This window comes from Acidaminococcus sp. AM05-11 (assembly GCF_003472805.1).
GTDB classification, from domain to species: Bacteria; Bacillota; Negativicutes; order Acidaminococcales; family Acidaminococcaceae; genus Acidaminococcus; species Acidaminococcus hominis.
Genome location: NZ_QRMX01000016.1, coordinates 1 through 21,764, shown reverse-complemented (window position 1 = coordinate 21,764; position 21,764 = coordinate 1). Strand labels below are relative to the sequence as shown.

The window sequence follows — 21,764 nt, the reverse complement described above, 5'->3', positions numbered from 1 at the left end:
TCAAGGCAAAGACCGAAATTGTCCCAAGGGCCAGAAAATCAGGCTGGCTTTGCCCTTGACCAGACTCAGGTCCACAAAGCCCACGTCCCGGTACCGGCTGTCTTCGGAATTGTTCCGGTTGTCCCCCATGACAAAAATATGGCCCTGGGGTACCGTGGTTTTGGGATAGTTGGTGTGGAAGGGTTCCCGGATATAGGACTCATCCAGCGCCTCACCATTCACATAGGTCTTCCCATCCCGGATTTCAATGGTATCCCCGCCTACGGCGATGACCCGTTTGATAAAGTCCCTGCGGGTGTCACTGGGATATTTGAAAACGATGATTTCGCCCCGTTTGGGCTCCCTGGTGTAGTACACCAGCTTGTTCACCAGCAGCCGTTCCTGGTCCTGGAGGGTATTCATCATGGAAGGTCCGGAAACCATATAGGGTTCCACCAAAAATGTACGAATCCCAAAGGCCAGCACCACGGCCACAATAATGGAAATCAGCCAGTCGCTGACAGTGTCCTGCCAGGACCCGGATTTTTCTTTTTCGTCCATACCATTCTCCTAGCACAAAATTGGAAAGCCGCAGCACCGCCGCTTCCAAAATTTTTACAGCAGATTCCCCAGCAAATGGAGAATTCCCAGCACCGCCACCAGTTTCACCAAGGTGGCCTGGGTGGCAAAGGCATCCTGGTTCCAGAAGTTCCAGACTCCGGCCACCAGCTGGTTTACCGCCTTCTTGTCCCCGTGGACGTACCGCTGCAGCAGGGCAAAGCCCTGGCGTTCCCGGATTACCGCCAGCCAGTACAAAAGGGACACCAGTCCCAGTAAGTTCAGCCCCTGTTCCGTCCAGGCCTTGTCCACAAAAAGGACCATGGGCCAGTAGGTCAGGATCACAAACAGCAGCAGACTGGACAACTTTCCGGACCAGCCCTGTGCGTTCTTAGGTGCAGCCATCTTACCAACTCCTAAAACAAAAGGGGACTGCGCAGACAGTCCCCCACCGTTTTTTGTTTCCGATTAGCGGCGTTCTCTAATACGAGCAGCCTTACCGGTCAGTTTACGCAGATAGTACAGTTTTGCTCTGCGAACGATACCTCTATGAGATACCTCAATTTTCTCCAGTCTGGGAGAATGTACAGGGAAAGTTCTTTCTACGCCAACGCCGGAAGCGATACGACGTACGGTGAACATTTCACGCACACCTGCGCCACTGCGGGAGATGCAAACGCCTTCAAACAGCTGAACACGTTCACGGGTACCTTCGACTACTTTTACATAAACTTTCAAAGTGTCGCCGGCACGGAATTCAGGAATGTCGGAACGCAGTTGTTCCTTTTCAATTGCTTCGATGATGTTCATTTATGTTCCTCCTCAGAATCCAAGACGTTCATTCTTAGCCTCGTGCTAACAGCGGACCGCCCGTTAATGCATACGCTGTATTATACCATACAGACAGGGTGGGCGCAAGAAAAAGGGCTGCAAAATCAGTCCTTTTCCGGGTCCTTTCCCTGATTTTTTTCTTCCGCCTGGACGGCCAGAAACAGCTTGCCGTCCCCGGGCTGCCAGGGCACCGTCCGGAGCAGTTCCGGCCGGTACTTCAGGGTAGTCCGCAGGGCTTCCTTCCGCCGCCAGGTTTCAATCTTCCCGTGGTCCCCACTGGTGAGGACGGAGGGTACAAGCTGTCCCTGATAGTCCACCGGGCGGGTATACTGGGGGTATTCCAACAGGCCCGCAGCAAAGGATTCCTCCTCAGCGCTGACGGCCTTGCCCAGCACCCCGGGAATAAAGCGGGCCACTGCATCCATGACGGCAAGAGCCGGAAGCTCCCCTCCCGTCAGGACGAAGTCCCCTACGGAAAGCCGCAGGTCCGCCTGGGCCAGAATCCGCTCGTCAAAGCCCTCGTAGTGCCCGCAGCAAAAGATCAGGTCCCGGCCGCTGGCGGCCAAGCTGCAAACCCGCTGCTGCTTCAGGGCTTCCCCGGCGGGGGTCATCGCCAGCACCAGAGCCTCCGGTGCCAGTTCCCTGGCCCGCTCCAGCGCAGCCAAATAGGTCCGGGGCTGGAGCACCATACCGGCGCCGCCGCCGCAGGTGGTATCATCCACACTGCGGTGCCGGTCCGTAGCAAAGTCCCGAGGATTCACGCAGGCTACAGAAAGAAGACCTTCCTGTACGGCCCTGCCCAAAATAGAGAAGGACGCCGCCTGCTGGATCATTTCCGGAAACAGGGTGAGAAAGATGAACTGTCTCACTTAGATCCACTCCGGCAGGACCATGACCACCTGCTTCTGGTCCCAATCAATTTTTTTGATATTCTCGGCAATGGAGGCCACCAGAATATCTTCCCCTTCCGGGGGAGCCACCACGAACACATCCGTGGGTCCCGGGGAAATCACGTCCTTTACCGTGCCAATGGGATCTCCCGCAGGAGAAACCACCGCAAACCCGATAATGTCCCTGACATAGAACTGCCCTTCCGGCAGGGGCGGCAGCTCCTCTGGCCTTAGGACAATGGTCCGGCCCCGCAGGGCTTCGGCCTGGTCCATATCGGTGACTTCCTGCACCTTTACCAGGTACGCATTCTTATGGAAGCGTACGGAAACTACGTGCAGCACCCGGCCGTTGTCCAAGGTCAGGGTTTCCCTGTCCTCGTACTGTTCCGGCTGGTCCGTCAGGGGCAGAACGCGAAATTCGCCCCGCACGCCATGCGGGGCGACAATTTTGCCAATCACAATCTTCTGTTCCATGGACTCACGCTCTAAAACCGATGACTTTGCCGTCTTCCACCAGGATTTCGGCGCCCATCAGGGATTCCAGATCGGAACCGATGGTGATTTCCACACTGCGTTCCAGTGTGCCGTGACCGACTTCACTGCCAATTTCCAGATTTTCAGCCCGTTCCAGTTTATCTTTCAGCTCCTGGAGCGCATGGCCGCGCTGGGCCTTTTCGTACTCGATCTGTTCCTGCAAACCGCGCAGGGCATTGGGATCGGCACCAGCTTGTTCATTCAGTGCCCGTTTGGCATTGAACTGGAATTGTTCAAAATCCAGCTCGGCGGCCTGGACCTGGCGTTTCATATCTGCAACGATTTGAGATTTCAGGTCTTCGGTCACCTTGGCTTTGATGCCAACCGGTACCCGGACGATCATTTTATCCATAGTATCCACCTTACTGAACCCCTGACGCCAGGGCGCCGGGATCCGCGTCATGTCTCCTGACTAAAGAAGAGCATCACCTGCAATACAGGGGCTGCTCTTCCATTAATCAATGTCTACGATTACTTTTACGTTTTCACGGGTGGCAGCAGCTTTCATCACCAGACGGATAGCCTTGGCAATGCGGCCCTGCTTGCCGATCACTTTACCCATATCTTCAGGTGCCACGTGGAGTTTGAGGATCACGGAAGAACCGTTTCTCTCCTCCTCCACTTGGACCTCGGAGGGATTATTGACGATAGCCTTAGCAATGACTTCAACTATCTCTTTCATAGTCAACCTCCTTATTTACCAGCCTTTTCGCCAGCCAGTTTAGCCATCAGGCCTTGTTTGCTGAACATGGAACGAACCGTGTCGGTGGGTTGAGCACCTTTCAGCATCCAAGCCAGAGCCTTTTCTTCATCAATATTGATCACTGCGGGATCAACAGTGGAATCATAGGTACCTACGGTTTCGATGAAGCGCCCATCACGCGGAGCGCGTTCGTCGGCAACAACGATACGGTAGAACGGGTTTTTCTTAGCACCCATACGTTTCAGACGGATTTTAACTGCCACAAGATTCACCTCCTTAAAAGAATTTGTTTATTGCAGGAAGGGGAGCTTAAAGCGTCCCTTCCGTGCATACTTGTTCATGCCCTGCATGGTTTTCATCAACTTCTTGCTTTCCTCAAACTGCTTCAGCAGGCGATTGACATCCTGTACCCGCTGGCCGCAGCCGGCTGCAATGCGTTTCCGGCGGGACCCGTTGATAATCCGGGGATTGCGCCGTTCTTCGGCAGTCATGGAAGTGATAATGGCCTCCAGGCGGCGTACTTCCTTGCCGTCCAGGTCCACCCCTTCCAACTGCTTGCTGATTTTCCCCATGCCGGGGATCAGGCTGAGAATGGATTCCAGGGAGCCCAGTTTCTTGACCTGTTTCATTTGGTCCAGGAACATGTCCAGGGTAAATTCATTCTTTTTCAGATGCTCAGCCAGCTTTTGGGCTTCCTTTTCATCAAAGGCGGATTGGGCTTTTTCAATCAGGGAGAGCACATCCCCCATGCCCAGAATCCGGGAAGCCATTCTATCAGGATAAAAGGGTTCCAAAGCATCCAGCTTTTCGCCCATACCCACAAATTTTACCGGGCAGTTGGTCACTGCCTTCACACTGAGAACCGCACCGCCCCGGGCGTCGCCGTCCAGTTTGGTCACAATCAGGCCCGTAATGCCCAGTGCCTGGTTAAAGGCATCGGCCACCGTAACGGCGTCCTGACCGGTCATGGCGTCCACCACCAAAAGGATTTCGTCGGGATGTACGGCTTCCTTCATGTCCTTCAGCTCGTTCATCAGGGTTTCGTCCACGTGGAGACGGCCGGCGGTATCGATGATTACCGTGTCGCACAACAGGGCATTGGCCCGCTTCAGGGCTTCCTTGGCAATTTCCACCGGGGAAACCTTGTCGCCCAGGGTAAACACCGGCATGTCCAGCTGTTTGCCAATGACCTCCAACTGGGTGATAGCAGCAGGACGGTACACGTCCCCAGCCACCATCAGGGGCTTTTTGCCATTTTTCCGCAGGTAGTTGGCCAGCTTGCCCACCGTAGTGGTCTTACCAGCGCCCTGCAGGCCCGCCAGCATAATAATGGTGGGCGGGTTGGGAGACACGGCCAGTTTGCTCTGGGTGCCGCCCAGCAGATTGATCAGTTCTTCATGAACAATCTTTACAATATATTGGCCAGGAGTCAGGCTGGGGTCCACTTGCTGCCCTTGGGCCCGCTCCTTGATTTTTGCTGTAAATTCCTTGACGACCTTGAAGTTTACATCGGCCTCCAACAGAGCCAGCCGGACTTCCCGGAGGGTATCCTTCAAATCCTGTTCGGATACGGTCTTTTGTCCGCGCAGCTTTTGGATGGCAGCCGTCAATTTATCGGTTAATATTTCAAAAGCCATAGTTACCTGCCTTCGTCAATCAAACTCTGCAAGATGGTCCGGACTTCTTCCAGACGCGGGTCGGTTAAGCCGTCGGACTTGCAGGCTTCCAGCAGCGACAGGGCTCCCCGGAGCTTAAACCGGGTATCCTGGGCGCCATGCAGCAGCTGCAATTTGGATTCATATTTTTCCAGGGTCTGTTCTACCCGCCGCAGCAGATCGTACACTGCCTGGCGGCTGATGCCGCAGCTTTCCGCAATCTCTCCCAGGGAGAGGTCATCGTAAAAGTACTGCTCCATCACAGCCTGCTGCTTTTCGGTCAGCAGACCGCCGTACATATCGTAGAGCCGGCCAAACCGGATCTTTTTTGTCAATTCATCATCCTGCATGGTATCACCGACGCTTATTCTACTATAATGGCACAAGCCTGTCAAGCATTTTTACTTGACAGGCTCAGTTTTTTCCAGGCTGAACAAACTTTCTTCCACAAACCCGGTTTTCTCCTGGTTTTCGTCCTTCTTCACCGGCGTCTCCCGGCGTTTGGTTTCCCCGGAGAACAAGTCCTCCCCGCCGTACATGACCTTTTTGGCCATGCGCCGGGTTCTGTCCTTATCCCAGCGGACCCCGTGCCGGGTGTACTTTTTCAGCAGTTTGGACTCCGGATTGGTTTCCTTGTTCAGGTTTTCCAGGTCATAGGCTTCGGTGATCATCTTTCCCAATACGGCGTTGACCCCATGGGCAGAGCTGTTTTTCACCGCTTCCCGGTACTGCTCCAGGAGCTCCGGGTGTTTCTCGATGAACTGGAAAATCTCATCGGTAATCCTGTAGGTAAAAAGCTCCAGGACCTTGCGTCCCAGTGCTTCCGCTTCTTTGTTTCCTGCCATAGGCACCTTCCTTTAGCGGCGGGCGGCGTACAACGCCTTCAGCCGGGTTACGGTGGCGGTAATGTCCTCCGCTCCCAAAATACCGCTGATCATGGCACAGCCGCTGGCCCCCAGTTCCAAAACCTGGGCGTACTGGTCCTCGTGGATGCCCCCAATGCCCACCACAGGAATCTGGACTGCGGCCACAATAGCCCGGAAAGTCTGGGCCGGCAGCAGCTTGGCGTCCTTTTTGCTGCCGGTGGGATACAGGGCTCCCGCCCCCAGGTAATCCGCACCCCGGCGCTGGGCCTCGGTGGCTTCCGCCACATTGTGGGCGGAGATGCCCACCACCGCGTCCGTTCCCAGTTCCTGCCGGGCCTTTTCGATGGCGGCGTCCTCCTGGCCCAAATGGACCCCGGCGGCGCCGATTTCCTTGGCCGCTGCAATATTGTCGTCAATCAGCAGGGGTACCCCATACCGGTCACACAGGGCTTTCACCCGTTTTCCCTTAGCAAGCAGTTCTTCCCAGGAGGCATCTTTTTCCCGGAGCTGGACCAGGGTTACCCCGGCCTTCAGGGCTTCTTCCACGGCGGCGTAAAAATCCCGGCCCTTCAGGCAATGGGTATCCGTCACCAAATATACGCTGTAATCAATGGTTTTCTTCGTCACGTTGTTCTTCCCCCCGAAATTTCTGCTGGAGCGTCAGGCCGTTTTCCTGGTACAGGGCGTCCATCAGCCGGACCCGGAAAGTTCCCGGTCCCGGGCAGTTCACCTGGGCCGCTTCTGCCGCCACGTTCATTACCGTCAGGCCCCACAGGGCGCCCGCCAGCGGAGACTCCGCCACGGCAATGCCGGCTCCCATAACGGTGCCGGTCATGCACCCTGCCCCGGTAATCCGGGAAAGCAGCGCCGACCCGTTCCGGGCATAGAGTATCCGTTTTCCGTCGCTGAGGGCGTCCACCGGACCGGTAATTACCGCCACACAATGATAGGTCCGAGCCAGGGCTTTGGCCAATAGGCCCGGCTGGGTTTCCAGTCCTGCGTCCACCCCTTTGCCCTTACCCTTTTGCCAGTCTAGCAGTGCCCGGCCTTCGGCGCCGTTGCCCTTGAGCACCGTCACCCCGCCCTGCAAAAGTTTGAGGGCTGCCTGTTTCCGCCAGTCCACCGTCATGACCCCTACCGGGTCCAGGAGAATGGGCACCCCGCCTTCCCGGGCCGCCCCCATGGCTCTTTCCATGGCCTCATAATGGCTGGCGCTGAAGGTACCCAGGTTGCACACCAGGGCGTCCGCCCGGCGGGCTGCGGCTTCCACCTCTTCCGGGGCATCCGTCATCATGGGCAGGGCTCCCAGGGCAAGGCCTGCATCAGCACAGAAGCCGGCGGTTACGTAGTTGGTAATATGGTGCAGCAGCGGCCGCCGCTCCCGGACCTGGCCGCTGATTACCGGGAACTCGGCCAGCAGGTCCTCCATCATTCCAGTCCGGCCTTCTTGAACATGGTTACAAAGTGATGGATGGGGCCGTGGCCGTGGCCCACCGGCAGACCGTTTTTGATGCCCAGGGCCACGTAGTCCTTGGCTTCCCGGACGGCCTGCTCCATCGTCATACCGCTGGCCAGGTCCGCTGCCAAAGAAGAAGACAGACTGCACCCTGTACCATGGGTATTGGGGTTATCATAGCGGGGACCGTCAAACCATTTGCCCCCGTCCCGGGTCAAAAGATAATCATCGGCCGTCTGGGCCAAATGGCCGCCCTTTAAGAGAACGCCCTTGGCCCCCTTTTCCAGGATAATGGCCGCCGCCTTTTCCATATCCGCCTTGCTGCGGATGGTCAGCCCGGACAGCACTTCCCCTTCCATCATGTTGGGAGTAATCAGGTCCGCCAGGGGCAGCAGGTCTTCAATCAAATCCGTCCGGGCGTCCTTTTCCAGCAGGTAGGCACCGGAGGTAGCCACCATCACCGGATCCACCACCAGGACCTTGGGCTTGTACTGGCGCATTTTTTCCGCAATGGTGCGGATAATGGGGGACGTGGAAACCATGCCGATTTTCACCCCGTCCACCCGGATGTCCGTAAATACCGCATCAATCTGGGCGGCCACCACTTCCGGGTCAATATTCTGGATGGCCGTAACGCCAGTGGTATTCTGGGCCGTTACGGAAGTAATCACACTCATGCCAAAGCAGCCGTGGGCTGCAAACGATTTCAGGTCGGCCTGGATGCCGGCCCCGCCGGAAGAATCGGATCCGGCAATGGTTAATAAGTGAAACATCAGCGCGCCTCTTTTCCAAAAAAGAAGCGCCGCAGGAAAGGAAATCCATACAGCGCTTCTTTACCAGTTTCCTTTGATGCCAAGGAAGACAAATCTTATTTAACTTTCTTTACCATTTCTACCACATGGTCCACGGTAAAACCAAACTTTTCGTAAACGGTCTTGCCCGGAGCGGAGGCCCCAAAGCGGTCAATGCCCAGCACCCGTTTCTCACTGCCGGTGTAGCGGGCCCAGCCCAGGCTGACCCCGGCTTCCAAAGCGATGACCGGCGTATCCTTGGGCAGGACCTTCTTCCGGTAGGCTTCGTCCTGGGCGTCGAACTTATCCCAGCTGGGCATGGAAACCACCGTTACGCCGATTTTTTCCTTGTCCAGGGCAGCCTGAGCGGCCAGGGCCAGATGTACTTCGCTGCCGGTAGCCAGCAGAATGGCTTTCACCTTGTCCCGGGGGGACGGGCTCAGCACATAGGCGCCTTTGGCGGCGTTCTTGGCAATCACCTTTGCATAGTCGTGGAGCACAGGCAGGTTCTGCCGGGTGAGCATCAGGCAGGTGGGCTGCTTGCGGTTTTCGCAGGCGGCTTTCCAGGCAACAGCCGTTTCCAGGGCGTCAGCCGGACGGAAGACGGATACGTTGGGAATCAGCCGCAGGCTCATGGTTTGCTCGATGGGTTCATGGGTAGGACCATCTTCCCCTACGAAAATACTGTCATGGGTGAACACGAACATACTGCCGATACCCATCAGGGCGGCCATTCTTACAGCCGGGCGCATAAAGTCGGAGAACACCAGGAAGGTAGCGCCAAAGGGCAGGATGGCTCCGTGGAGGCACAGGCCGTTGACAATGCAGCCCATGGCGTGTTCCCGGATGCCGAAATGGATGTTCCGGCCGGTCCGGTCTTCTGCAGAGAAGAAGCCCTTGTTCTTCATTTCGGTCTTGTTGGAAGGACCCAGGTCAGCAGAACCGCCAATAAGCGCGGGCAGCTGGTCGGACAGGGTTTGCAGCAGGGTGCCGGAAGCACTGCGGGTAGCTACGGAAGTGGCATCCGCAAAGACCTTCATCAGCTCTTTCACATCCAGGTCCATTTTTCCGTTAATCCGGTCGGTGAGTTCTTGGGCCAGTTCCGGATAGGCCTTGGCGTAGTCGATAACCAGTTGGTTCCAGTCGGCTTCGTTCTTCTGGCAGTCCGGAATTTTGGCGTCAAAATGCGCCTTGACTTCGTCGGGCACGTAGAAGGACTTGCTGCTGTCCCAGCCAGCGGCTTCCTTGGTTTTGGCCACATTGTCTTCGCCCAGGGGCTCGCTGTGGGCGCTGGCCATATCCTGCCGGGGGCTGCCAAACCCGATATGGGTCTTGACGATGATCAGGGACGGATGCTTGGTATCGGCCTTAGCTTCTTCCACGGCCTTTTGCAGGGCTTCCACATCCTCGGAATTATCCACCTTGAGTACCTGCCAGCCGTAAGCGGCAAAGCGGGCGCCCACATTTTCCCGGAAAGCAATTTCCGTATTGCCTTCAATGGTAATGTGGTTGTCGTCATACAGGAAAATCAATTTGCCCAGGCCCAGGGTGCCAGCCAGGGAAGCAGCTTCAGAAGCTACCCCTTCCATCTGGTCCCCATCGGAGGTAATGCCGAAGGTATAGTGGTCCACCACCGGGAAGTTTTCCTTGTTGTAGCGGGCAGCCAGCATTTCTTCTGCCATAGCCATACCCACTGCCATGGCAAAGCCGTGGCCCAGAGGACCGGTGGAAACGTCCACGCCGGCGGTAACACCATATTCCGGATGGCCCGGAGTCCGGGAACCCCATTGCCGGAAGGCTTTCAGGTCTTCAATAGACAGGTCATAGCCAGCCACATGGAGCATAGCATACAAAAGTGCGCTGCCGTGGCCGGGAGACAGGACAAAACGGTCCCGGTTGAACCAGCTGGGGTTCTTGGGATTATATTTCATGAAGCGGTCCCAAAGGGTGTACATCAGGGGCGCGGTGCCCAGGGGCAGGCCCGGATGGCCGGAATTGGCGGCCTGAACTTCATCAATGGACAAAAAACGCAGGGTGTTGATACATTCTTGGTCAATATTTTTCATTTAGTTTGAACTCCCCCATGATTGGACAGATTGAAATACGGTGCAATTCATTTTGATTATAGGATATTTTTACCGTTTACGCAACACGTGGCACTTTTCAGAATTTTCTCCGTTTCCCGGGATTTTTCGGTCCAAACGCCAAAAAGCCGCCCCCTGTCCCGGTACAGCAGCGCTGCCGGCACAGAAAGCGGTTTTTCGGTTGTTGTTCACTATAAGAACAGCGGTTGTCCCGAAGCTCCTCCGGCCTGCCTGTTTTGGGCACGCCGGAGGATCCCCTGGCAGTCCAGGCCCCTACACCTGCAAACTGCCGCCTTCGTGACACTATTCTTATTCGCTAATGGTTAGGCTTTTTCCTGCTTACTTTCCGCAATAATTTTTTCTGCCAGTTTGGGCGGAACATCTTCGTAATGGTCGAACTTCATCTCGAAGGAGCCCGTGCCCTGGGTCAGGGCCCGCAGGTCTACGGCGTAGTCCAGCACCTCGGCATAGGGAGCCTGGGCGTTGACGCAGGCCCGTCCGTCTTCCAGGGTCTGCATGCCCAGAATCCGGCCCCGTTTGCCGTTCAGGTCGGAAATCACGTCCCCGGTCATCCGTTCGTCGCAGTACACGTTCAGGTTGTAATAGGGCTCCATAAGCACCGGTTTGGCCTGTTCGGCGGCCTTCTGGAAGGCCTGGTGGGAAGCCACCTTAAAGGCCATTTCCGAGGAGTCCACCGTATGGTAGGAACCGTCCAGCAGGCTGATTTTCAGGTCCACCACCGGATAGCCGGCCAGGATACCGTGTTCCATGGATTCCTTCATGCCCTTTTCCACCGCAGGAATATATTGATGGGGAATGGCCCCGCCAAAAATCTTATCCTCAAAGACGAAGCCGCTTCCCGGAGGCAGGGGTTCCATCTTGATGACCACATGGCCGTATTGGCCGTGGCCGCCGGTTTGTTTCTTGTACTTGCTTTCCGCATCGGCGCTGCCCCGGATGGTTTCCCGGTATTCCACAATGGGCGCCTTCAGGTCAGCTTCCACGCCGAATTTCCGCTGCATCCGTTCCATAATGATTTCCAGATGCTGGTCCCCCATGCCGCTGATCAGGGTTTCCTTGGTCACCGGGTTCCGGCTGACAATAATGGTAGGATCTTCTTCCGTCATCTTGGTCAGGGCGGAAGCAATCTTATCCTCGTCCCCCTTCTTCTTGGGGTAGATGGCCCGGCTGTACATGGGCAGCGGGAAATCAATGGGCGGGAACAGGACCGGCACATTGGGGTCGCTCAGGGTATCCCCGGTAGCCGTAAATTGCAGGCGGGAGAGCACCCCAATATCCCCGGCCACAATCTGGTCCATGGGAATCTGGGTCTTGCCCCGGAGGGTAAAGATACCCGTCACCTTTTCGTTTTCTTCCCGGCTGGCGTTGTACACGGTGCTGTCCTTCTTGATGGTGCCGGAGAACACCCGGACAAAGCTGAGCCGGCCCACAAAGGGATCGGAGGTGGTCTTGAACACCAGGGCTGCCATGGCTGCGTTGGAGTCCTTGATTTCTTCTTCGCCGGTCTTAACATCCTTTACAATGAAGTCGTTCAAAATGGCCGGGAAGGTGTAGTCCACCACGGCGTTCAGGCAGCGGCCCAGACCAATGTTCTTATAGGCGGAACCGCAGAGCACCGGGAAAATCAGCCCTTGGCGGATGCCCTTTACCAGGCAGCGCATAATGTCCTCGTCCGAAATGTCTTCCCCGTTCAGGTACCGTTCCATTACCGCATCATCGGCTTCCACCGCAGCTTCCACCATCTTGCTGTGGGCGTCTTCCACCCAGGCCTTCATATCGTCCGGCACTTCGATTTCGTCCGCTCCGTTGCCGTTGCCCCGATAGGCCTTCATATTGAACACGTCAATGACGCCGCAGAAATTTTCTTCCTTGCCCAGGGGCAGTTCCAGGGGCAGTACTTCCTTGCCGATCTTGGCCCGCAGGTTGTTCAAGATATTGTCGTAGTCCGCGTTTTCCCGGTCCATCTTGTTGACGAAAATCAGCCGGGGCAGCCCCGCTTCTTCCGCCAGTTTCCAGCATTGCTCCGTGCCAATCTGGACACCGCTGGTGGCGCTGACCACAATCAGCACGCTGTCCACAGCCCGGAAAGCACCCTTTACCTCGGCTACAAAGTCGGCAAAGCCCGGGGTATCAATGAAATTGATCTTCACGTCCCGCCATTCCACCGGGGCCAAGGTGGCGCTGACAGAAACGCCCCGCTTGATTTCTTCCGGTTCAAAGTCCGTGGTGGTCTGGCCGTCTTCCACCTTGCACATCCGGCTGATAGACCCGCTGCGGTACAGCAGTGCTTCCGTCAGGGAAGTGGTCCCGGCTCCGCCGTGTCCCACGATTGCTACGTTTCTGATTTTATCGCCTGTATACTCTTTCACAATAAGCCCCCCTTAATCGGTAATCACAAACATCTGATGACTTTTTTCGGGTGCAGTGGGCCCTTTTCCTGCAAAGACCGAGTAAAGTTCTGAATTTTCTTCAAATAACAGGAATTTTTGTAAGGAAAGATACACAAAAAAGTTTTTCGGTAAACAAAAAGCCCTCCAGCAGCAGTTCTGCCAGAGGACTTTCTTCAGACTTTGGGCTTTTTGTGCCGTTTGTATTGGACATAGAGCAGGGTACCGTAGGCCAGTACCACCAGGGTGGTGAGAATGGCCAGCCGGTGCATATGCTCATGAAAGTTGACGATATCGTGGCCCACCACCACTTCCAAAAAGGTGGAGGGAAATTTTCCGAGAAAGGTGGCAATCACATAGTCCCGCAGGCTCATCCGGCTGATGGCCCCCAGGCAGGTGAGAATCCCCGACGGGAAATAGGGCAGGGTCCGGGCCAGGGCCATGACCACCAGCCCTTTGTCGCTGCTCATGTCATCGATTTTCTTCAGGTTGTTGCTTTTGATAATGACCTTTTCTGCTGTGGCCCGGAGAAAGTAGCGCATAATCAGAAAGGAAATGATTACGCCCACGGACTCCGCCGTCCAGGAAATGGTAATGCCAATGGGCAGGCCAAACACCACTCCGTTGGCAGTAGACATGAAAATGGAGGGCAGAAAGCCCGCCGCATTGATGAACACGTCCAGGAAAAAGCTGATCACAATGGCCCAGGGGCCATAGGAACGGAGAAAGCACACGGCTTCTTCCATGTCCCCGCCTTTCACCAGGTGGAACACGTGGCCGTAAAAGGTGGGGTCAAGCACATTGATGAGATACAGCAGCAGAACCAGGGCTGCAAAGGCAATGAATTTAAAAACCCGGGCTTCACAGTGGTCCTTGCTTTTATTCTTTTGAGGTAGGGTACTGGGATCTTGGTCTGGGGTCATAAGCGCCTGCTTTCTGGGGTCAGGTTGTACAGGGCCAAAGGCGCCTGCAAGGAAGGTGGCTGTGCATTTATAGGCGAAGGCTGCCGCCTAGGCATTGAAAATCCGGTCAAAACGTCCGTCAAACTGGGTGGTAGCCGCAGCATTTTCCACAAAAGCCGCCGTCTCAGGGTCATGCATGGCCCAAAGGGCTGCTTTCCGGGCTTCCACCAAAGTATCTGCATCTCGTAGTATATCAGCTATATAAAGGTCCGACAACCCATGTTGACGCAGTCCGAAGAATTGGCCAGCGCCCCGGAGCTCCAGGTCCTTTTCTGCCAGGAGAAAGCCGTCGCTGCAGGTGCGCATAATCTGGAGCCGTTCCAGGGTCACCGGATTCTGGGAAGCCGTCAGCAGCACGCAGTAGGATTGGGCGCTGCCCCGGCCTACCCGGCCCCGGAGCTGGTGCATTTGGGCCAGGCCGAACCGGTCCGCCCCTTCAATAATCATCAGCGTGGCGTTGGGCACATTCACCCCTACCTCCACCACCGTGGTGGTAATCAGCACCTTGGTTTTGCCCTTGACGAAGTCCTCCATCACCTGGTCCTTTTCCTCCGCCTTCAGCCGGCCGTGGAGCAGACCGCAGGGAATCCCCTTGAGATAGGTCTGGGTCAATTCGTCGTAGAGCTCCGAGGCGGCCTTGGCATCCACCCCTTCCGATTCCTCAATCAGGGGGCACACCACGTAGCCCTGGTGGCCCTGCTGGATCTGGTGAATCAGCCCCTTGTAGACTCCGGGACGCATATCCTCCGTGTAGCACAGAGTCTGGACAGGCTTACGGCCCGGGGGCAGCCCCTTCATCAGGGATACGTCCAGGTCCCCGTACACTGTCAGGGCCAGGGTCCGGGGAATGGGGGTGGCCGTCATGATCAGTACATGGGGCGCCGCCGTGGATTTATCCTGGAGCTTGGCCCGCTGGGCCACCCCAAACCGGTGCTGCTCGTCGGTGATCACAAGGGCCAGGGACTGGAACACCACCGCGTCCTGGATCAGGGCGTAGGTGCCCACCACCGCCTGGATGCTGCCGTCCGCCAGGCCTTCCAGCACTTCCCGGCGCTGTTTGGTACTCAGGCTGCCGGTAAGCAGGGCCGTATGGATGCCCGCCGGTTCCAGCACCTTCTGCATTTCCTTGTAGTGCTGCTCAGCCAGGATTTCCGTAGGCGCCATCAGGCAGGTCTGGTAGCCATTTTCCACGGCCTTGGCCATGGCCAGAAGGGCCAGCGCCGTTTTGCCGGAGCCTACATCCCCCTGGACCAGCCGATTCATGGGTTCCGTGCCCTGCATATCGTCGTCAATTTCCTGCCAGGCCTTTTTCTGGCTGGCGGTCAGCTCAAACCCCAGGTTGTGCTTCACCTGGAGCCACAGCTTTCCGTTGGGGCTCATTTTGATGCCGCTGTTTTCCTGTTTGATTTTCGTCCGGTGGTGCAGCAGCCCGCACTGGAGAAAGAACAGTTCCTCAAAAACAAAGCGCCGGGTAGCCTCGTCCAGGAGTTTGGGAGAACTGGGAAAATGGATGTTCCGCAGGGCTTCGTAGCGACCCAGAAAATGGTATTTCACCATAATGGGCGCCGGCAGGCACTCGGGCAGTTCCTTTTTGGCCAAAGCCAGGGCCTGCTTTACGGCGCTGCGCACCTGGTTCTGGCTCAGGCCGCCGGTCAGGGCATAGGTGGGCAAAATCCCAGGCGCCGCCTGCTGCTCCTCCTTTACCGCCGACAGGGAAGCATTGGTCACGCTTTTGGCCGTGCGGCCCTGGGTCACCTTGCCGATGACCAGTACCTCCTCCCCGTTTTTCAAAAACCGCACCCCGTACACCTGGGGTCCGAACAGCATCACTTCCGCAAAGCCCGTGTCGTCCCCTACGGTAACCGTGGCGTATTTCATATTCCGGGCACTGCGCCGCTGGTTCAGCCGGACAATCCGGCCCTTAAACAGCTGCATCTCCCCGTCCGTGGTCAATTCCTTGATGGTTTTTACATGGGAATAGTCCAGGTAGCAGCCCTGCCGGGGAAAATGGTTCAGCAGATCCCCTATGGTTTGTACGTTCAAGTTTTCGAATTCCAGGGCTTTTTTGGGCCCGATGCCTTTTAATTTGGTAATGGGTTCCTGCCACCACATCTTTTTTTCTCTCCTCTTGCTGAAAATATACTTGCATAAAACTAAGCGTATATGTTAGAATAGATACACTGATTTAAAAAAATGTAAAGCATTGCCTTATAACTAGAAGGAGGTGGGACCATGGCATGCATCTGTGAAATCTGCAACAAAGGTGAGCTGTCCGGTAACAACGTCAGCCATTCCAATAGACATGTAAAACGTTCTTGGAAACCTAACGTACAAAAGGTTAAAGCGGTGGTAGACGGTGAAGTAAAAAGCATCAACGTTTGCACTCGCTGCTTACGTTCCGGCAAGGTAACCCGCGCCATCTAAGCTATAAAGCTGAGGGATCAGTTGTCATTGACAACTGGTCCTTTTTTGTTGCGCAGTTTGGGCTGCGCCCACCCTTCTGCCCTAGTCCAGCTTCTGCCCGCAGTAGGGGCAAAAGGCCATGCCCACTGCCACGGCCTGACCGCACCGACTGCAGATCCGCTGGTGCAGATAGGCGTCCACCTTCTGCTGAAACAGCTCCATGAACTGCTTGGTTTCCCGGTTTTGGGGCGTCAGGCTGTACACCTCCAGGTGCTTTTTGTGGATGTCCACAATCACCTGGCAGCCCTCCTCCAGAGGCTGTACCGCAAACGTCACGAATTTCCGCTTGGGCCGGCCAAACAGGAAGCTTTTTTCTTCCGTCAGCAGGGACCCGGAAAACAGATGCTGCTGATCGTCCTGGCTTTCTGCTTCAATGCCCATATCGGCAATGACCATAAGCCCCAGCTGCCAGGCAGCCTCTAGGGAAATCTGAAAAGCCTGCTGCACAAAACTGCCGCCGCTGCCATTTACACGCATATTCCTACTCCTTTTATACCAGCTGATCAGGGAACGCGGTTCCCTGTTATTCTTTTCCATACCCTGAAAACAGGGCTATCTTTATAATTTTACCATTTTTAGAACGCTTTGTCAGCAGTCCCCTTCCCTGCCCCTTCTAACGCAAAAAGACTTTCTGGTGCTCCTCGCGGAGTTCCAGGAAGTCTTATTTTGTCTAAGCTTACAGGGCAGCTTTTCTGGACAGGTTCATCCGGCCCTTGTTGTCGATTTCCACCAGTTTCACGACGATTTCGTCGCCGACGCTGACCACGTCTTCCACCTTTTCCACCCGTTCCTTGGCCAGTTGGGAAATGTGTACCAGACCTTCACGGCCGGGCATGAATTCCACAAATGCGCCGAAGTTCATGATGCGGGTTACCTTACCGGTGTAGATCTTGCCCACTTCCGGTTCAGCAGTAATGCCTTTGATGGTGGCAATGGCCTTGTCAGCAGATTCGGAGTTCACGGCTGCAATGTACACGGTACCATCGTCTTCGATATCAATCTTGGCACCCGTTTCTTCCACAATCTTCTTGATTACCTTGCCCCCAGGTCCAATGATGTCTTTGATCTTGTCCGGGTTCACCTTCAGGGTGGTAATCTTGGGAGCGTACTTCTTCAGTTCCTTGCGGGGTTCGGAGATGCATTCCAGCATCTTGCCCAGGATGAAGGCACGGCCTTTTTTGGCTTGGGCCAGGGCTTGCTGGAAGATTTCCCTGTTGATGCCGTCAATCTTGATATCCATCTGGATGGCGGTAATGCCTTTGGCAGTACCAGCTACCTTAAAGTCCATATCGCCCAGCGCATCTTCCAGCCCTTGGATATCGGTGAGGATGGTGAAGTGTTCGCCTTCCTTGACCAGACCCATGGCTACGCCGGAAACCGGAGCCTTAATGGGCACGCCGGCATCCATCAGGGACAGGGTGCTGGCGCAGACGCTGGCCATGGAGGAGGAACCGTTGGATTCCAGCACCTCAGATACCAGCCGAATGGTGTACGGGAATTCTTCTTCAGAAGGAATTACCGGCAGCAGAGCCCGTTCTGCCAGGGCGCCGTGACCGATTTCCCGTCTGCCGGGAGAACGCAGGGGTTTGGTTTCGCCTACGCTGTAGGGCGGGAAGTTGTAGTGATGGATGTACCGTTTTACCAGTTCGGTACCCAGTCCGTCCAGGGTCTGGGCTTCCCGCAGGGGGGCCAGGGCCAGGCAGTTCAGTACCTGGGTCTGCCCACGGGTGAACAGGCTGCAGCCATGAGGCCGAGCCAGAAGACCTACTTCACAGCTGATGGGACGTACTTCATCCAAAGCACGGCCATCGGGACGAATCTTGTCCACGGAAATGGTATGGCGCACTACCGCTTTGATGAGCTTTTGGGTAATGTAGGCTACATCTACGGCGTTGTCCGGATACAGTTCGCTGAAATGTTCAGCGATTTCCATTTTTACTTCATCCACCATTTTTTCCCGGTGGAGCTTGTCCGCATCCATCAGGGCAGCCTTCAGTTTGTCTTCGCCGTACAGGCGGATTTCTTCCACCAGTTCAGCAGGAGGCGTGTAAACGGGCACTTCCATCTTGGGTTTGCCCACTTCAGCCTGAATTTTTTCTTGGAATTCCACCAGTTTCTTGATTTCCCCATGGGCGAACCAAATGGCGTCCAGCATGGTTTCTTCAGAAACTTCCTTGGCACCGGCTTCTACCATCAAAATGGCATCTTTGGTACCAGCCACACACAGGTTCATTTCACTGACCGCAGCTTGTTCCACCGTGGGGTTCACGATGAACTGGCCATCAATCAGGCCCACCCGAACACCTGCAATGGGGCCTTCGAAGGGAATATCGGAAATGGACAGGGCGCAGGAAGCACCAATCATAGCCGGAATGTCCGGAGCATTGTCGGGATCCACGGAAACGGCAGTGGCCACAATCTGTACGTCGTTGTGGTAGCCTTCCGGGAACATGGGACGAATGGGGCGGTCAATCAGACGGGAAGTCAGGATGGCCGTTTCTGCCGGGCGTCCTTCTCTCCGTAAAAAGCCTCCGGGAATCTTGCCCACGGCGTACATCTTTTCTTCAAAGTCCACCGTCAGCGGGAAAAAGTCAACGCCTTCCCGAGGGGTATCCGTCCCGGTGACGGCCACTACTACAGCCGTATCGCCGTAACGCACCAATACAGAACCATTGGCCTGCTTGGCAATTTTGCCGGTTTCAATCGTGAGAGTTCTTCCTCCCAGGTCCGTGCTAAATGTATGCATCCTCTGCATCCTCCTTATGTTACACTCTTGACATGTATGTAAAATATTATACTACAGAAGTTGGAAAAACTACAATAAAAATCCCAGAAAGGTTCCCCCAGCAGTTGTGAAAAAACCTGCACCCTGGGCGCCAGCGGCAGCACCAGAATGCAGGTGTACTCGTTTGGGGTATTTGGTTTTTCCCAGGGTTCTGCGGCAGTCGGCCCAGTCCTACTCCAGCAGGGCTTTCACCAGAGCCGGCACCTTGGCAAAATCTTCTTCCGCCGGGTTCCATTGGGATCTGACTTCCGGCTCTACCACCTTAAAGCCAGCGTCCTTCAGTTTTTCCTTCAGAATCTTGACGCTTTCCCCGCTCCAGCCATAGCAGCCAAAAGCAGCGCCTTTCTTATTCTTGAATTTCAGCTGCTTCAGGAAGGCCAGCCAGCCGGAAACGCTGGAGAGAATGTCGTTGCTCACCGTGGGAGAACCTACGGCAATGGCCTTGGATTTGAATACTTCCGTCATCACTTCATTCTTGTCCGACTTGGCGATGTTGAACAGCTTCACCACCGTATCCGGGCTCTGGCGGGCAATTTCCCGGGCGATTTCGTGGGCAAGCTTGGTGGTGCCTTCCCACATGGTATCGTAGGCGATGGTCACCTGGTTTTCCTGGTACTGGGCAGCCCACTGGCCGTATTTCTCTACAATCTGCAAAGGGTTGTCCCGCCAGATGGCCCCATGGGCAGGGGCAATCATATCGATCTGGATGCCCAGCCCGGCAATTTCCTTCAGCTTGTTGGTGACCAAAGGAGAGAAGGGATTCAGGATGTTGGCGTAGTATTTCATGGCTTCCTTCATCAGGAGGCATTGGTTGGCCTTGTCATTGAACATTTCTTCTACGGCAAAGTGCTGGCCAAAAGCGTCCATGGAAAACAGGATGTTGTCCCCGGTGAGATAGGTGGCCATGGAATCCGGCCAGTGGAGCATTTTCATTTCCACGAAAATCAGTTTCTTGCCGTTGCCCACGTCCAGGGAATCCCCGGTTTTCACCACGTGGAAATCCCAGCCCCGGTCCCCGTATTGGCCCTTGATGCTGTTTACGGCATTGGCGGTGCAGTAGATGGGCGTTCCAGGAATTTCTTCCATCAGCGCTGTCAGCGCCCCGGAATGATCCACTTCCCCATGGTTCATGACGATAAAGTCAATCTTGTGAAGGTTCACGGCCTTTTTCAGGCTTTCCACGAATTCGAACCGATGGGGCGCCCACACCGTATCCACCAGCACGGTCTTTTCTTCTTCAATCAGATAGGCATTTTGGCTGGAACCATTCATGATGGAATAATCGTCCCCGTGGAAATGTTCCAGTTCCCAGTCGATATAGCCTACCCAGCTGACATTATTTTTTACCTGCTTTTTCATACTGCTCTCCTCCTAAACTCCTCTTACCTTGCTGCCATTATAAAACGCTTATCAATACGCCGTATCATACAGGATTTCTTGTTTTTCTGCAATCAGTATAGTACACTGAAACTATTATTTATGTTGGAAAACAAACAAATATGGAGGAATTATGGAAGATTACACAAAAAAGCTCCAAAACCACGCCCTGTTTAAAGGCATCACACCGGAAGAAAGCAAAATTTTAATGGGCTGCCTGGGCCCCCGGCACTGCCGGAAAAAAGCCGAAGAATACATACTCCGGGCCGGGGAACCCACCCAGGAAATGGGCCTGGTGCTGTCCGGCTCTGTCATAGCCATTCAGGAAGACCTGTGGGGCCACCGCCATATTATGACCCGGATTGGCGCCGGGGATATTTTCGCCGAGCCCTTTGCCGCCGTGCCGGGCAGTCTGCTGAATGCCAGCGTAGTGGCCGCAGAAGACTGCGAACTGCTTTTTCTGAACGTCAGACGGCTGCTCACCTCCTGCCAGGCTGCCTGCGCTTTCCACAACCGACTGATTGAAAACCTGGTGGCCATTTTGGGCCGCAAGACCATGGTCTTCAACGAAAAGCTCACCCATCTCAGCAAACGGACCACCCGGGAAAAACTCCTGTCCTACCTGTCCTCCCAGGCCCTCCAAAAGGGCAGCCTGTCCTTTGCCATTCCCTACGACCGGCAGCAGCTGGCCGATTATCTCTGCGTAGAACGGGCCGCCATGTCCACCGAACTGTCCAAGCTGCAAAAAGAAGGCATCCTCCAGTACCACAAAAACCATTTCGTCCTGAAAAAGCTGGAGGAGGAATAGCCGCCAACTGGCCCCACCGCCTACAAAAGAAGGGGTGTGAAATAAAGAAACTTCTATCGTCGCCTTATTCTTGGAAAAACTTCTTCCGTCAGCCCCCTTTCCACCACCCTGCGGGCGGTTCCCCTTCCCCGTAAACGTGGAAGGTAGTGGCTGCCACCCCCTTAGCGGTTCGCCGTATACCGGTCATCAGCACCCTACGGGTTTGATTCCCGGACGGCTATCGCATGGCTCATATTAACCAATAATCCCATAGAATTATTTTTTGGATTATTGGATATAAGCGCAACGCTTGAAGGGAGCTATAGAGGAAAATGCGACACTTCCTACACGCTTTACGGTCGCATCCAAATGTCAATGCAGTTTCTCAAGGACATTTGGAATATGCGACCTATGTGATAGCCGTCCAAGAAGCAAGTCCGTTAGGACGCCGCTGATTGGAAACGGCGAACCACTCAGGAAGCAATCTATGCCGCTACTGGTCAAGTAATAGATTTGGGTAGTGCAGATATTTACGAACTATGTTGCTTTACTATATCCGTTTAGTACATGACTCGTAGGGAGCTAAGACCGGCCCATCCAAGCGTGGAGGGGCTGTCAGTCCGCAGGACTGACTG

The 21,764-nt window shown here is 55.3% G+C and carries 23 protein-coding genes; 2 read left to right on the top strand and 21 right to left on the bottom strand.

Translation table 11 applies throughout. The features are described 5' to 3' along the window. The 18 genes from lepB to recG form a co-directional block, all read right to left on the bottom strand. A complete protein-coding gene (gene lepB, locus DW089_RS08215) occupies nt 1-540 on the bottom strand; it encodes a signal peptidase I (protein WP_105326155.1) in 540 nt (179 codons plus the stop codon). 54 nt (nt 541-594) lie between these two features. Further along, on the bottom strand, nt 595-942 hold the full coding sequence (locus DW089_RS08210) for a hypothetical protein (RefSeq protein ID WP_105326156.1): 348 nt from the start codon (nt 940-942) through the stop codon (nt 595-597). A 63-nt stretch (nt 943-1,005) separates the two neighbouring features. Then, nucleotides 1,006-1,347 carry a 50S ribosomal protein L19 gene (rplS, locus tag DW089_RS08205; protein WP_105326157.1) on the bottom strand — a complete coding sequence of 114 codons (342 nt, stop codon included), beginning with the start codon at nt 1,345-1,347 and terminating at the stop codon, nt 1,006-1,008. A 125-nt stretch (nt 1,348-1,472) separates the two neighbouring features. After that, nucleotides 1,473-2,237: a tRNA (guanosine(37)-N1)-methyltransferase TrmD gene (gene trmD / locus DW089_RS08200; RefSeq protein WP_231085952.1), complete on the bottom strand. Its 765-nt coding sequence runs from the start codon at nt 2,235-2,237 to the stop codon at nt 1,473-1,475. After that, nucleotides 2,238-2,732, bottom strand: a complete 495-nt coding sequence (rimM, locus tag DW089_RS08195) for a ribosome maturation factor RimM (protein WP_105326158.1) — start codon at nt 2,730-2,732, stop codon at nt 2,238-2,240. A gap of 4 nt (nt 2,733-2,736) precedes the next feature. Then, a complete protein-coding gene (locus tag DW089_RS08190; protein WP_105326159.1) occupies nt 2,737-3,144 on the bottom strand; it encodes a YlqD family protein in 408 nt (135 codons plus the stop codon). Between the two features lie 102 nt (nt 3,145-3,246). Beyond that, complete coding sequence (locus DW089_RS08185; RefSeq protein WP_105326160.1) at nt 3,247-3,474, bottom strand: KH domain-containing protein; 228 nt, start codon at nt 3,472-3,474, stop codon at nt 3,247-3,249. An 11-nt stretch (nt 3,475-3,485) separates the two neighbouring features. Next, complete coding sequence (rpsP, locus tag DW089_RS08180) at nt 3,486-3,758, bottom strand: 30S ribosomal protein S16 (protein WP_118287078.1); 273 nt, start codon at nt 3,756-3,758, stop codon at nt 3,486-3,488. Between the two features lie 27 nt (nt 3,759-3,785). Beyond that, the gene (ffh, locus tag DW089_RS08175; protein ID WP_105326162.1) at nt 3,786-5,132 is read right to left on the bottom strand and encodes a signal recognition particle protein; all 1,347 of its coding nucleotides are present in this window, start codon (nt 5,130-5,132) and stop codon (nt 3,786-3,788) included. Between the two features lie 2 nt (nt 5,133-5,134). After that, the gene (gene ylxM / locus DW089_RS08170) at nt 5,135-5,485 is read right to left on the bottom strand and encodes a YlxM family DNA-binding protein (protein ID WP_231085954.1); all 351 of its coding nucleotides are present in this window, start codon (nt 5,483-5,485) and stop codon (nt 5,135-5,137) included. A gap of 66 nt (nt 5,486-5,551) precedes the next feature. Next, nucleotides 5,552-5,995 carry a hypothetical protein gene (locus tag DW089_RS08165; protein ID WP_105326164.1) on the bottom strand — a complete coding sequence of 148 codons (444 nt, stop codon included), beginning with the start codon at nt 5,993-5,995 and terminating at the stop codon, nt 5,552-5,554. 12 nt (nt 5,996-6,007) lie between these two features. Continuing rightward, complete coding sequence (gene thiE, locus DW089_RS08160) at nt 6,008-6,643, bottom strand: thiamine phosphate synthase (protein ID WP_118287077.1); 636 nt, start codon at nt 6,641-6,643, stop codon at nt 6,008-6,010. Further along, nucleotides 6,624-7,448 (bottom strand): hydroxyethylthiazole kinase, encoded by an 825-nt coding sequence (thiM, locus tag DW089_RS08155; RefSeq protein WP_233547577.1) that lies wholly within the window; start codon nt 7,446-7,448, stop codon nt 6,624-6,626. The genes thiE and thiM overlap by 20 nt, the downstream gene beginning before the upstream one ends. After that, nucleotides 7,445-8,245 (bottom strand): bifunctional hydroxymethylpyrimidine kinase/phosphomethylpyrimidine kinase, encoded by an 801-nt coding sequence (gene thiD, locus DW089_RS08150; protein WP_105326166.1) that lies wholly within the window; start codon nt 8,243-8,245, stop codon nt 7,445-7,447. The genes thiM and thiD overlap by 4 nt, the downstream gene beginning before the upstream one ends. Before the next feature lie 95 nt (nt 8,246-8,340). Next, nucleotides 8,341-10,329: a transketolase gene (tkt, locus tag DW089_RS08145; RefSeq protein ID WP_118287076.1), complete on the bottom strand. Its 1,989-nt coding sequence runs from the start codon at nt 10,327-10,329 to the stop codon at nt 8,341-8,343. A 341-nt stretch (nt 10,330-10,670) separates the two neighbouring features. Continuing rightward, complete coding sequence (gene fusA / locus DW089_RS08140; protein WP_118287075.1) at nt 10,671-12,737, bottom strand: elongation factor G; 2,067 nt, start codon at nt 12,735-12,737, stop codon at nt 10,671-10,673. A 194-nt stretch (nt 12,738-12,931) separates the two neighbouring features. Beyond that, nucleotides 12,932-13,678 (bottom strand): TVP38/TMEM64 family protein, encoded by a 747-nt coding sequence (locus tag DW089_RS08135; RefSeq protein ID WP_118287074.1) that lies wholly within the window; start codon nt 13,676-13,678, stop codon nt 12,932-12,934. 87 nt (nt 13,679-13,765) lie between these two features. Beyond that, a complete protein-coding gene (gene recG / locus DW089_RS08130; protein ID WP_118287073.1) occupies nt 13,766-15,829 on the bottom strand; it encodes an ATP-dependent DNA helicase RecG in 2,064 nt (687 codons plus the stop codon). Between the two features lie 120 nt (nt 15,830-15,949). Between recG and rpmB the strand changes: the two genes are divergently transcribed. Then, nucleotides 15,950-16,141, top strand: coding sequence for a 50S ribosomal protein L28 (gene rpmB / locus DW089_RS08125; protein WP_012937850.1), 192 nt, complete (start codon nt 15,950-15,952; stop codon nt 16,139-16,141). An 81-nt stretch (nt 16,142-16,222) separates the two neighbouring features. Here the strand turns inward: rpmB and DW089_RS08120 are convergent, their stop codons facing one another. The 3 genes from DW089_RS08120 to DW089_RS08110 form a co-directional block, all read right to left on the bottom strand. After that, complete coding sequence (locus DW089_RS08120; RefSeq protein WP_118287072.1) at nt 16,223-16,657, bottom strand: zinc ribbon domain-containing protein; 435 nt, start codon at nt 16,655-16,657, stop codon at nt 16,223-16,225. A gap of 199 nt (nt 16,658-16,856) precedes the next feature. Beyond that, a complete protein-coding gene (locus DW089_RS08115; RefSeq protein WP_118287071.1) occupies nt 16,857-18,926 on the bottom strand; it encodes a polyribonucleotide nucleotidyltransferase in 2,070 nt (689 codons plus the stop codon). 210 nt (nt 18,927-19,136) lie between these two features. Next, nucleotides 19,137-20,324, bottom strand: coding sequence for a flavodoxin domain-containing protein (locus DW089_RS08110; RefSeq protein WP_118287070.1), 1,188 nt, complete (start codon nt 20,322-20,324; stop codon nt 19,137-19,139). Nucleotides 20,325-20,475: 151 nt separating this feature from the next. On the opposite strand from DW089_RS08110, the gene DW089_RS08105 reads away from it, so the two are divergent. After that, nucleotides 20,476-21,150, top strand: a complete 675-nt coding sequence (locus tag DW089_RS08105; RefSeq protein ID WP_118287069.1) for a Crp/Fnr family transcriptional regulator — start codon at nt 20,476-20,478, stop codon at nt 21,148-21,150. Nucleotides 21,151-21,764 lie beyond the last annotated feature (614 nt).